The organism is Pseudomonas corrugata (assembly GCF_001269905.1).
In the GTDB taxonomy this organism is placed as follows: Bacteria; Pseudomonadota; Gammaproteobacteria; order Pseudomonadales; family Pseudomonadaceae; genus Aquipseudomonas; species Aquipseudomonas corrugata.
In genome coordinates this window covers 127,326-139,296 of the sequence record NZ_LHVK01000025.1, presented here as the reverse complement: position 1 = coordinate 139,296, position 11,971 = coordinate 127,326, and the positions used below count along the sequence as shown (strand labels likewise).

The 11,971-nt window shown below is 61.1% G+C and carries 9 protein-coding genes and 1 pseudogene; 8 read left to right on the top strand and 2 right to left on the bottom strand.

Translation table 11 applies throughout. The annotated features are described in order from the left end of the window. Nucleotides 1–58 precede the first annotated feature (58 nt). From ssp4 to AD665_RS24525, 7 genes and pseudogenes are all read left to right on the top strand, one after another. Complete coding sequence (gene ssp4, locus AD665_RS24555; RefSeq protein WP_024779178.1) at nucleotides 59–979, top strand: Ssp4 family T6SS effector; 921 nt, start codon at nucleotides 59–61, stop codon at nucleotides 977–979. After that, complete coding sequence (locus AD665_RS24550; protein WP_053194253.1) at nucleotides 976–1,437, top strand: hypothetical protein; 462 nt, start codon at nucleotides 976–978, stop codon at nucleotides 1,435–1,437. The genes ssp4 and AD665_RS24550 overlap by 4 nt, the downstream gene beginning before the upstream one ends. Beyond that, nucleotides 1,434–1,917: pseudogene (locus tag AD665_RS24545) on the top strand (hypothetical protein). The gene AD665_RS24550 and the pseudogene AD665_RS24545 overlap by 4 nt, the downstream one beginning before the upstream one ends. A gap of 37 nt (nucleotides 1,918–1,954) precedes the next feature. Next, nucleotides 1,955–2,413: a hypothetical protein gene (locus AD665_RS24540; protein WP_033034605.1), complete on the top strand. Its 459-nt coding sequence runs from the start codon at nucleotides 1,955–1,957 to the stop codon at nucleotides 2,411–2,413. A gap of 175 nt (nucleotides 2,414–2,588) precedes the next feature. Then, complete coding sequence (locus AD665_RS24535; protein ID WP_053194252.1) at nucleotides 2,589–5,891, top strand: transglutaminase family protein; 3,303 nt, start codon at nucleotides 2,589–2,591, stop codon at nucleotides 5,889–5,891. 288 nt (nucleotides 5,892–6,179) lie between these two features. Beyond that, the gene (locus AD665_RS24530; protein ID WP_053194251.1) at nucleotides 6,180–8,666 is read left to right on the top strand and encodes a circularly permuted type 2 ATP-grasp protein; all 2,487 of its coding nucleotides are present in this window, start codon (nucleotides 6,180–6,182) and stop codon (nucleotides 8,664–8,666) included. Continuing rightward, the gene (locus AD665_RS24525; RefSeq protein WP_053194249.1) at nucleotides 8,666–9,553 is read left to right on the top strand and encodes a transglutaminase family protein; all 888 of its coding nucleotides are present in this window, start codon (nucleotides 8,666–8,668) and stop codon (nucleotides 9,551–9,553) included. The genes AD665_RS24530 and AD665_RS24525 overlap by 1 nt, the downstream gene beginning before the upstream one ends. Nucleotides 9,554–9,657: 104 nt before the next feature. On the opposite strand, the gene AD665_RS24520 is transcribed toward AD665_RS24525, so the two are convergent. Beyond that, nucleotides 9,658–10,233, bottom strand: a complete 576-nt coding sequence (locus tag AD665_RS24520; protein WP_053194247.1) for a cytokinin riboside 5'-monophosphate phosphoribohydrolase — start codon at nucleotides 10,231–10,233, stop codon at nucleotides 9,658–9,660. A 352-nt stretch (nucleotides 10,234–10,585) separates the two neighbouring features. Here AD665_RS24520 and azu point away from each other — a divergent pair, with 352 nt between their 5' ends. Next, entirely contained in the window at nucleotides 10,586–11,032 is a 447-nt protein-coding gene (gene azu / locus AD665_RS24515; protein WP_024779184.1) for an azurin, read from the top strand. Between the two features lie 110 nt (nucleotides 11,033–11,142). Here azu and nadE read toward each other — a convergent pair whose 3' ends face one another. After that, on the bottom strand, nucleotides 11,143–11,970 hold the full coding sequence (gene nadE / locus AD665_RS24510) for an ammonia-dependent NAD(+) synthetase (RefSeq protein WP_024779185.1): 828 nt from the start codon (nucleotides 11,968–11,970) through the stop codon (nucleotides 11,143–11,145). Nucleotide 11,971: the final 1 nt, after the last annotated feature.

Here is an 11,971-nt window from a genome sequence, read left to right as displayed (position 1 = left end):
CCCCTCGCCACAGGTTCAGTGCTGCCAACAACTTGACTTTTAGACCCAAGGACGACCCATGAGCACCCCATTAACCGGCATCGGCATGGACAACAGTCTCTCCCAGTTCATGGCCCGCCAACGCATCGAAAGCCAGATCAACTTGCCACGGCTGTTTGCCGCCATTGACGCCGACCCCGGCATCGTCGGCGCTGGCGTGGTGTATATCGATGCGGAGTTCAACGTGGTGACCCTGCGAGAATTCAAGCCGATCTGCAGCATCAAGCCCAAGCGGGTTATTTTGCGCGAGGCGCAGAAGTACATTGCGCCGGCTCAGTTTGCCCAACAGGTGCAAGACAACCCTCGGGAGTCGCGATTGGTCGCAGAGGCGATCAATACCAGCTTGTCCTGCGCGGGAGCCGTTATCGGTTGGGTCGTGGTGCTTAGCGGTTCCGTTGCAATACCCTTTTCAGCTGGAACCAGTAGCGTGATCGCTGCCTTGGGCTATACCGCTGCCGTCGCCAGCACCGTCCAGTGTGTTGCGAGCGGCTATCGCGCTCGCAATGAAATCAGTAATCCTGTCCTAAATGATCAACTCGACAGCGAAGAGTGGTACCAGTACACGATGATTGCCCTGGACGCCGCGTCTTTGGTAGGAGTAGGTGCGTCTTCGCTGACGACCCTCAAACTGGTCAGACTGAATAAGGCTACAACAGGTAAAAGTGTGCGAGAGGTGCTTAGGGGGTTAAATCGACAAGAGCGGGCCAAACTGACCAAGGAGTTGTTGAGTATCAATGACCCTCGCTTGACCTCAAAACTCCTGAAGTTGAAGCAGTTGTCTGGTGAGCTACCCAAACGCTTCACATCAACTCAGCTCAAGCATGCAACGGTCACGCAGATACGGGACGCCTTGGGGGCCGCGATCGGCTTCACCGGAAGCGCAGTTTCTGGAAATGTCCGGACGATTGCCGTAGGCCTGTATGAGGAAATAGACCAGTGAAGGATCAACCCAGTATTAGCGGCTTTTTATTCAGGTATTTCCCCGTCTTCATAGGGGCGATACTGGCGTCGGTCTTTGCCTTGGTGTTCGCTGTTCCGCTGTTCTTTGAGAGCTATTTCCGGGACTTTTCCTTGGCCGATGAAGCGAAATGGTCATTTCTGAGTGGCGTTGCCCTTACCCTGGTCATTGTGCATTGCAATTTTATGATCGCGCGCGGACGTCCGCGCTGGGTGTTGCTGCTGGCCATAGTGTTGGGGCTCTGTTTTATATGCGTACTGCCCACGATTGGATACCGCCCCAACAGGCTGATTTACAGTTTGAGTCTGCTTTTCCCACTGCTCGCCCTCTTGCTGCTCAACAGCAAGCGCCACCGTGAAATGCGCCGCGAACTGGTGAGAATTCGCCGCCAGCGTGAACTCATTATCAAAGCTATCAAGATCCCACGGTCCCGCCGATGAGTCGTTATACAGGCAACGGACATGTGAAGACCGTCGCCGGCGGATCGCTGAAGGGCTTCCTTGCCCGTTATTTTCCGGTGTTCATGGGCACCATCCTGCTGGCCTGCTTTTCAGGGTCAACGTTGCTGGTGCTGGTTGGAATGACTTACTGGCGTACCTTGGAACCCTCCGTCAGGACCGACTATGTCGGGCTCGGGACCTTGGCCCTGGTCCTGGTGGTGGGCAACTTCTTGATGGCTCGCGGACGTGTCTGGGCTGTGTGTAGCGGGTTACTTTCTGGCCTGTCTGGGTACGGTAATTTCAATGTTTGCCTACCGGCCGCATCAAGGCGTTTATTTGTTCGCGATGCTGCTGCCGCTGTTGGGATTGCTGTTACTCAACAGCAAACGCCACCGTGAAATGCGCAGCAAGCTGGTCGATATCCGCCGCCAACGCCAACTCATCATCCACGCCGCCAAAGTGTCACGCGCCCGCCGCTGAGCTGATTCGCTACCCTATCGCCGTCTTGGGAGACGTAATGCACGACCTGACTTTGCCGCGTTTTCTAGCGTGCTATTTCCCAACCTTCATTGGCGGCATTTTCGCGGTGCTATTTTCCGTGGGCTGTGCTGTCCCCTTATTGGTCACGTTCTATTTGTCTGGGGCATCAGTCGGCGAGCAAGCGACCTGGTCGGTATTAGGAGGTTCGGCAGTCACCCTGGTTGCAGTGCATTGCAATTTCATGGTGATGCGCGGGAGGCCTCGGTGGGTATGGGGACTGGTCGGTGTGCTGGTTTTATGTTTGTTGAGCGTATTACCGACCATTGAAGGTCGCCCCCATAAAGTTATCTACGTGATGGCTGTATTGTTTCCACTACTGGGCTTGCTCCTGCTCAACAGCAAGCGCCACCGCGAAATGCGCGGCAAACTGGTCGACATTCGCCATCAGCGTGAACGCCTCTCCCAAGCGATAAAGGCCTCACGCCCGCGCCGCTGAGTCGATTCGCTACGATCCCCGCCACATTTATGTGCAGCTCTGTGCACGGGAAGTCGGGCATCGTTCGGTTTTAGTGCTCTACTGCCTGGAGTAGACGAAGAAAGTGTCCGGCCCGCCTGCATGGCATAAGTCTTGCGCCGCTTTCTATTCCGCCCAGGTTTGCAGGAGGCACGCCGTGTCGATCCATGTCGCATTGCATCACGTCACGCATTACCGCTACGACCGTGCCGTCGAGCTCGGCCCGCAGATCGTTCGCCTGCGCCCCGCGCCCCACAGCCGTACGCGGATTCTTTCCTATGCATTGAAAGTTTCGCCTGAGCAGCACTTCATCAACTGGCAGCAGGATCCCCAAGGCAATTACCTGGCGCGCCTGGTGTTCCCCGAAAAAACCAAACAGCTGCGGATCGAGGTCGATCTGCTGGCGGAAATGGCGGTGTTCAATCCGTTCGACTTTTTCCTCGAACCTTACGCCGAAAAGATTCCATTCATCTACGGGGCCGATGAGAAACACGAGCTGATGCCGTACCTGGAGACGTTGCCGCTGACGCCGAAATTCAAGGCGTACCTTGATGGCATCGACCGCACGCCGCTGCCGGCGGTGGATTTTTTGGTGGCGCTCAACCAGCGCCTGCACGACGACATCAGCTATTTGATCCGCATGGAGCCCGGTGTCCAGACCCCGGAACACACCCTGGAACAGGCGTCCGGTTCCTGCCGCGACTCGGCCTGGCTGTTGGTGCAACTGTTGCGTCACCTGGGCCTGGCCGCGCGGTTCGTCTCCGGTTACCTGATCCAATTGACCGCCGATGTGAAGAGCCTCGACGGCCCGTCCGGTACCGAAGTGGACTTCACCGACCTGCATGCCTGGTGCGAGGTCTACCTGCCCGGCGCCGGCTGGATCGGCCTGGATGCGACGTCCGGCCTGTTTGCCGGCGAAGGGCACATTCCGCTGGCTTGCAGCCCCGATCCTTCATCGGCGGCACCGATCACGGGCCTGGTGGAACCTTGCGAGTGCGAATTCAGCCATGAAATGTCCGTGGAGCGGGTCTGGGAAGCACCGCGGGTGACCAAGCCCTACACCGAAGAGCAATGGCTGGCGATCCAGGCTTTGGGCCGGCAGATCGACGCCGACCTGCTGGAAGGCGATGTGCGGCTGACCATGGGCGGCGAGCCGACCTTCGTTTCCATCGATGACCCGGACGGCGCCGAGTGGAACACCGCGGCCCTTGGCCCGGACAAGCGCCGGCTCTCCTCCGAACTGTTCCAGCGCATGCGCGAGCACTACGCGCCCCAGGGGCTGGTGCATTTCGGCCAGGGCAAGTGGTACCCCGGCGAACAGTTACCACGCTGGTCCCTAAACTGTTACTGGCGGCGTGACGGCGTGCCGATCTGGCACAACGACGCCTTGATCGCCGACGAGCAGCAGGACTATGGCGCCGATGGCGAAATGGCCGGGCGTTTTCTGACGAGTGTCGCCGAGCGTTTGAACATTCCCGCGCGCTTCGTGTTTCCGGCCTACGAAGACAACTTCTATTACCTCTGGCGCGAAGGCGCGTTGCCTTCGAATGTCAGCGCCCAGGATCCACGCCTGGACGATACCCTGGAGCGGGCACGGTTGCGCAAGGTCTTCAGCCAGGGCCTGGATAAAGTGATCGGCCAGGTCCTGCCACTGGCCCGCACCGCCAAGGGCGATCAATGGCAGAGCGGTCGCTGGTACCTGCGGGACAACCACTGCCGATTGGTGCCGGGAGATTCCCCCCTGGGCTATCGCTTGCCGCTGGCGTCCCAGCCATGGGTGACGGCGGCCGAATATCCGTTCATCCATCCCACCGACCCGAATCAGGATTTGCCTGGGCTGCCCGACGCCGCAAAACTGGCGCGCCACGTTGAGGCGTTGATCGAAGAGGAACGCGTACCGGAAATCGACGTGTCCGCCGACTGGCTGACCCGCACCGCCTTCTGCGCCGAGGCCCGCGAAGGGCGGTTGTATCTGTTCATGCCGCCCCTGGAGCGGGTCGAGGATTACCTTGAGCTGGTCAGCGCCATCGAGGCCACCGCCGAGGAACTGCAGTGCCCGGTGCTGTTGGAAGGCTATGAGCCACCGTTCGATCAACGCCTGGGCAACTTTCGCATCACGCCGGATCCTGGGGTGATTGAAGTGAACGTGCAACCCTCGGCGTCCTGGGATGAATTGGTCGAGCGCACCGAATTCCTCTACGAGCAGGCCCGGCAGACCCGCCTGACCACCGAAAAATTCATGATCGATGGTCGGCACACCGGTACGGGCGGCGGTAACCATTTCGTCCTCGGCGGTGCGACACCGGCCGACTCACCGTTTCTGCGACGCCCCGATCTGCTGCGCAGCCTGATCAGCTACTGGCATAACCATCCCTCCTTGTCCTACCTGTTTTCCGGATTGTTCATCGGCCCGACGTCCCAGGCGCCCCGGGTGGACGAAGCCCGTAACGACGCGCTATACGAATTGGAAATCGCCTTTGCGCAGATGCCGGAGCCAGGCGAGGAATGTCCGCCCTGGCTGGTCGACCGGTTGTTGCGCAACCTGTTGATCGACGTGACCGGCAACACTCACCGTGCCGAATTCTGCATCGATAAGCTGTACTCACCGGACGGCGCCACCGGGCGTCTCGGCCTGCTGGAACTGCGTGCCTTTGAAATGCCGCCCCACGCCCGCATGAGCCTGGCCCAGCAATTACTGTTGCGGGCGCTGGTGGCGCGGTTCTGGCGCGAACCTTATGCACCGGCCAAACTGGCGCGCTGGGGCACTGAGCTGCATGACCGGTTTCTGCTGCCCCACTTCATCGAACAGGACTTCGCCGATGTCATCGAAGAACTGAACACCGCCGGCTACCCGCTGCGGGCCGAGTGGTTCGCCGCACATCTGGAGTTCCGCTTCCCGAAGGTGGGCGACTACGCGGCAGGCGGTATCGAGTTGCAACTGCGCCAGGCCCTGGAGCCTTGGCATGTATTGGGCGAGGAGGGCGCAGTCGGTGGCACCGTGCGCTATGTCGACTCATCCCTGGAGCGCTTGCAGATCAAGCTCAGTGGCCTGGCCCCGCAACGGTATCTGCTGATGTGCAACGGTATACCGGTGCCGCTGCAACCCACCGGACGGGTCGGAGAGTTTGTCGCCGGGGTGCGTTTCCGTGCCTGGCAGCCGGCCAGTTGCCTGCAGCCGACCATCCCGGTCCACGCGCCGCTGGTCTTCGATCTGCTCGACACCTGGATGCAGCGTTCCGTGGGCGGTTGCCAGTACCATGTGGCGCACCCGGGCGGGCGCAACTACGACAGCCTGCCGGTGAACGCCAACGAGGCCGAGAGCCGGCGGATGGCGCGTTTTTTCCGTCTGGGGCACACACCTGGGAAGCTGCCGATCCCCCATCTGGAGGTGGATGACGAGTTTCCTCTGACGCTTGATCTGCGACGTTTTCAAGGGGCCCTGAGCACACAAGGAAACTGAAGAGGTATACCTTTGGCGGGGGGATTTTCTGTGGCGAGGGGATTTATTGTGGCGAGGGGATTTATCCCCGTTGGGGCGAAGCCCCCCCATAATGAATGCCTGCTACACCGCGGTACCTGGATTGGGGCTGCTGCGCAGGCCAGCGGGGATAAATCCCCTCGCCACAGACCCCCCCACCCACAGAGGAATTGCGCCGGTCAAGCCGTTCACATGCCAAGCCGTGGCATCTATCCGGGCATCACACCCTTGCGCTAGTCTCACCTTTCACTGCCGTCTGCCGAGTTCTCCATGCCTGACCTGCTTGACCGCTACCCGCTGACACCGGGCACCTATCACGAACTGCTGGACAACAGCGGCACGGTGCGCCCGCACTGGCGACGGCTGTTCGATCAGTTGCAACGCAGCACGCCGGCTCAGTTGATGCAGCGTCAGGCCTTGTTGGCGCGACAGATCCAGGAAAATGGCGTCACCTATAACGTCTATGCCGATCCGAAGGGCGCCGACCGGCCATGGGAGCTGGACCTGTTGCCCCACGTCATCGATGCGCAGGAATGGAAGCAACTGTCGACCGGTATTGCCCAGCGCGCACGGTTGCTCAACGCGGTGCTGGCCGACCTCTACGGGCCACAACGGCTGATAAGCGAAGGCCTGCTGCCGGCAGAGCTGGTGTTCGGGCACAACAACTTCCTCTGGCCTTGCCAGGGCATCAGCCCGCCGGACGGGATTTTCCTGCATTTGTATGCGGTGGACCTGGCGCGCACGCCCGATGGGCGCTGGTGGGTCACGGCGGATCGGACCCAGGCTCCCTCCGGGGCCGGTTATGCGCTGGAAAACCGCATGATCGTCTCCCGCGCCTTTCCCGATCTGTATCGCGACCTGAAGGTCCAGCACCTGTCCGGTTTCTTCCGCACCTTGCAGGAAACCCTCGCCCGACAGGCCCCCAGCGATGGCGAACCGCCCTTAGTGGTGTTGTTGACGCCCGGGCGTTTCAACGAAAGCTATTTCGAACACCTCTACCTGGCGCGCCAGCTTGGCTACCCGTTGGTGGAGGGGGGCGACCTGACCGTTCGCGACGCCACGGTCTACCTCAAGACCCTCAGCGGGCTGCGCCGGGTCCACGCGATCATGCGCCGGCTCGACGATGACTTCTGCGATCCGCTGGAGCTGCGCACCGATTCGGCCCTGGGTGTACCGGGGCTGCTGGAGGCGGTGCGCCAGGGCCGGGTGCTGGTGGCCAACGCCTTGGGCAGCGGCGTGCTGGAGTCGCCGGGCCTGTTGGGGTTCCTGCCGAAGATCTGCCAGTTCCTGTTCGGCGAGGATCTGCTGCTGCCCTCAATCGCCACCTGGTGGTGCGGCGAGCCGCCGGTGCTGGACCAGGCCCTGGAAAAGCTGTCTCAGCTATTGATCAAACCGGCGTTCCCTTCCCAGAGCTTCAAGCCGGTGTTCGGCCGTGACCTGAGCGAGGAGCAGCGTGGCCGTCTGGCGGCGCGGATCCAGGCGCGGCCATACGCGTATGTGGCCCAGGAGCTGGCGCAGCTGTCCCAGGCCCCGGTCTGGCAGGCCGAAGACGGCCTGTTGCAGCCTCGGGCCATTGGCATGCGCGTGTACGCGGTGGCCGGTGAAGACGATTATCGGGTGCTGCCGGGCGCCTTGACCCGCGTGGCGGCCGAGGCCGATGCCGAAGTGGTGTCGATGCAGCGTGGCGGCGCCAGCAAGGACACCTGGGTGCTGGGAGAACAGGCACCTGGCAGTGAACAATGGAAGGCCCAGCGTACCGTGGGCGTTCACGACCTGGTCCGGCGCGATCCTTACCTGCCATCCCGAGTCGTGGAAAACCTGTTTTGGTTCGGCCGTTATTGCGAACGCTGCGATGACAGCGCGCGCCTGTTGCGGATCATGCTGGCGCGCTATGTCGATGGCGATGATCCGCAGGCCCTGCAATCGGCGGTCTCCCTGGGTGAAAGCCTGATGCTGCTGCCCGAAGAGGGCGAACTGCCCGAGCGTCTGCTGGCGGCGTTGCTGGGCGACGATTGGTCGTTCAGCCTGCGCTCCAACCTGCAGCGCTTGCAGTGGGCGGCCTCGCAAGTGCGTGGGAAATTGTCCCGGGAGAACTGGCAGGCGCTGGTGGAGTTGCAGCGCGAGGCCCTGGAGCTGGAAACCGGCGAAGCGGACTTCGGCGAACTGCTGGATTTCCTCAACCGGCTGGTGATGTCCCTGGCGGCGCTTTCCGGCTTCGCCCTGGACGACATGACCCGTGACGAGGGTTGGCGCTTCTTGATGATCGGCCGGCGCCTGGAGCGCCTGCAATTTCTCAGCAGCAGCCTGGCTGCGTTCCTGCGGGGCGAGGCGGTGTTCGATCAGGCTGGACTGGAATGGCTGCTGGAGCTGGGCAACAGCAGCATCACCTACCGCTCGCGTTACCTGGCGGTCGCTCAGTTGATCCCGGTGCTCGACCTGTTGCTGCTGGACGAACAGAACCCCCATGCGGTGCTCTTCCAGTTGAAGCTGGTGACCCGTACCCTCAAGCGCCTGAACGATGACTTTGGCGCGCCCAGGGAAACCGCATTGCCGGAGCTGGTGACGCGCCTGTCGCGCTTCGACCTGAGGTGCCTGGAGAACCCGCTGTTCGGCGAAGCCAGCCTGCGCGCGGCGCTCGATGGCCTGGCCGACCTGTTGCAAGAAGTGGCCGATGCCAGTGGTCAGGTGTCGGATCGCCTGGCCTTGCGTCATTTTGCCCACGTCGATGACGTCAGCCAACGCACGGTGTCCGTATGATGAGCGCCCGCTACCAGATTCTTCACGACACCCATTACCACTACGACAGCCCGGTGTCCCTGGCGCAACAGCTTGCCCACCTGTGGCCGCGGTCCTGTGATTGGCAGCGTTGCACCGATCAGCAGTTACTGATCAGCCCCGAGCCGACGACTCGGCGGGATGAGCTGGATGTATTCGGTAATCCACTGACCCGCCTGGCTTTTGAACGGCCCCATGACGAATTGCTGGTCAATGCCCGCCTGAGCATCGAGGTGCTGACCCGTCCCGAGCTGGACTTCAACCTGTCGCCGGCCTGGGAGTCGACCTGTCAGGCGCTGAGCTACAGCAGCCGGCCGCTTTCCGAGGCGTTGCTGGACGCGTGTCGCTACCGTTTCGAGTCACCCTACGTGCACCTCAAGCGCAGCTTCGTCGAGTTTTCCGAAAGCTGCTTTGCGCCCGGACGCCCGTTGATGCTGTGCATTCGGGCACTGATGGAGAAGATTTTCGACGAGTTCACGTTCGATGCCGAGGCAACCCAGGTGGCGACACCGCTGGTGGAGGTGCTGGAACGACGGCGGGGCGTCTGCCAGGACTTTGCCCACCTGATGCTGGCCTGCGTGCGCTCCCGTGGGCTGGCGGCACGTTACGTCAGCGGCTATCTGCTGACCCAGCCACCGCCGGGCCAGCCTCGGCTGATTGGTGCCGACGCATCCCACGCCTGGATCTCGGTGTTTTGTCCGGAGCTGGGCTGGGTAGACTTCGACCCCACCAACAACGTACAGCCAGCCCTGGAGCACATCACGCTGGCCTGGGGCCGGGACTTCTCCGATGTGTCGCCATTGCGCGGCGTGATCCTGGGGGGCGGTAATCACGATCCCGAGGTGCGCGTGACTGTGATGCCGTTGTAGGGGCTGCCGAAGGCTCGGGCCGCATTCGGGCGATCTTTTGGTCTTGCGCTTCGGGACTCAAGCGTCTGGCGAAAAGATCGCAGCCTCGCTTCACTCTGCAGCTGCTACACGACCCATTTCGGCTGTACCGAGGGCTGCCATTCATCCAGCGCATCGAGCAGGTTCTGCGCTGACTCGCTCATTTGCAGCATGTCGCGATAGGCTGCGCGGACGAAACCTTCGTCGACGATATGGTCCAGAAAGCCGGTGAGTTTGCTGTAGAAACCATTCACTTCCAGCAGACCCAGCGGCTTGCCGTGGTAGCCGAGCTGACCCCAGGTCCAGACCTCGAACAATTCCTCCAGGGTGCCGAGGCCACCGGGCAGGGCGATGAAGGCGTCGCTGAGTTCGGCCATGCGCGCTTTGCGGGCATGCATGCCGTCTACCACTTCCAGACGGGTCAGGCCTGCGTGGCCGATTTCCTTGTCCTTCAGGCTTTGCGGGATGATGCCGATGACCTCGCCTCCGGCCGCCAGGGCCGCGTCGGCGACGATACCCATCAGGCCGACGGCGCCGCCGCCATAGACCAGGGTGAGCTTACGTTCGGCCAATGCTCTTCCCAGGGCCTGTGCCGCTTCACGGTAGGCGGGATCGGTGCCGGTGCTGGCGCCGCAGAATACACAAACAGAAGCGATGGACATGCTTTACTCCAGAGTCGGTAACCGATGCAGGGTAAAGCCTCGCCGCCGTTGTGTGCAAAGGGCGTAACGACGTCAAACCTCGCGCGCAGGTTTTTCGTAGGTGCCACTGGCGCCGCAGGCGTAAGCGGCGAGCAAGCTGCACAACAGGCTGTTTAAGTTCATGACAGGCGCTCCATTGAGGTGATGAGGCCGATCATAGGCGGACCTCATGCATCTGGCCGGTTGATTGTGTCCATCAGGCTGATAGCCTTAAGTTGTATACAATTTTTGATTCAGGTCATAGGAACTTGTCTGAAATTAAGGCAGTCTTCCCCTTTGAAGGAAATTTCTAACCATGCCTTGGAGATTCATGATGTTTGCCAAACTTGTAGCAGTATCCCTGTTGACACTGGCCAGCAGCCAGCTGATGGCAGCGGAGTGCAAGACCACCATCGACTCGACCGACCAGATGTCCTACAACACCAAGGCCATCGAGATCGACAAGAGCTGTAAAACCTTCACTGTCGAGCTGACCCATTCGGGCAGCTTGCCGAAAAATGTCATGGGCCATAACTGGGTGTTGAGCAAAGAAGCCGACATGCAGCCGATCGCGACCGATGGCCTGGGCGCCGGTATCGACAAGAACTACCTCAAGGACGGTGATGCGCGCATCATCGCCCACACCAAGATCATTGGTGCCGGTGAGACGGACTCGGTGACCTTTGACGTATCGAAGCTTGATGCCGCTGAAAAGTACGGCTTCTTCTGCTCGTTCCCGGGCCACATCTCGATGATGAAAGGCACCGTGACCCTGAAGTAATCCTTCAGCGCATAAAAAAGCGCCCCTTGCAGGGTAATCTCAGTCAGTTAAGGATCAAACGGCACGACACTGTGGGAGCAAAGCTTGCTCCCACAGGCTTTTCGTGTCGGCTATGGGGCGTACGGCATCACCCGCTTGTGCTCGGTCTTGCGATAGGTCTCGCAGATGATCCGGGCCGCTTCTTCGCGAATGGTCTGGCCGTGCAAGAAGGCGTCGATCTCCCCATAGGTGACGCCATGAGCGGCCTCGTCGGGTTTGCCCGGGGACAAGTCTTCGAGGTCGGCGGTGGGGACTTTTTCCACCAGCGATTCCGGCGCTCCGAAGTCACGGGCGATGGCCCGGACCTGATTCTTCACCAGGCCGCTCAAGGGGGCCAGGTCACAGGCGCCATCACCGAACTTGGTAAAGAAACCCATCACGGCTTCCGCCGCATGATCGGTACCGATCACCAGGCCTTGCTCGGCCCCGGCGATGGCGTACTGCGCCACCATGCGCATCCGCGCTTTGGAGTTACCCAGCACGAAATCCCGCGAGCCCGGTGTCTTGCCTTCGAATGCCAGAACTTCCTTGGCCAGGGCCTTGACCGCCGGACCGATGTTGACGGTGTGGCGTTCGTCCGGCTCGATGAAGTCCACGCAGGCTTGCGCTTCGTGCTCATCGAATTGAGTTTCGTACGGCAGGCGCACCGCGATGAACTTGTAGGCCGGGTTACCGGTTTGTTCTCGTAACTCACGCATTGCGCGCTGGGCCAGCAGGCCGGCAGTCAACGAATCGACCCCGCCACTGATCCCGAGTACCAGGCTCTTGAGCCCGGAATTGACGAGACAGTCCTGAATGAAGCTTACCCGGCGAGCGATTTCGGCCTTGACGGCGGCGTCATCGGCGAACGGTGGCTGGACCTTGAGCTGTTCAGCAATCTCACGCTGTACGGCTTGCATG

Coding starts and splice junctions, on each gene's coding strand:
- azu (WP_024779184.1), top strand. CDS start 10,586: ATGTTTGCCAAACTTGTAGCAGTATCCCTGTTGACACTGGCCAGCAGC.
- AD665_RS24530 (WP_053194251.1), top strand. CDS start 6,180: ATGCCTGACCTGCTTGACCGCTACCCGCTGACACCGGGCACCTATCAC.
- ssp4 (WP_024779178.1), top strand. CDS start 59: ATGAGCACCCCATTAACCGGCATCGGCATGGACAACAGTCTCTCCCAG.
- AD665_RS24520 (WP_053194247.1), bottom strand. CDS start 10,233: ATGTCCATCGCTTCTGTTTGTGTATTCTGCGGCGCCAGCACCGGCACC.
- nadE (WP_024779185.1), bottom strand. CDS start 11,970: ATGCAAGCCGTACAGCGTGAGATTGCTGAACAGCTCAAGGTCCAGCCA.
- AD665_RS24525 (WP_053194249.1), top strand. CDS start 8,666: ATGAGCGCCCGCTACCAGATTCTTCACGACACCCATTACCACTACGAC.
- AD665_RS24540 (WP_033034605.1), top strand. CDS start 1,955: ATGCACGACCTGACTTTGCCGCGTTTTCTAGCGTGCTATTTCCCAACC.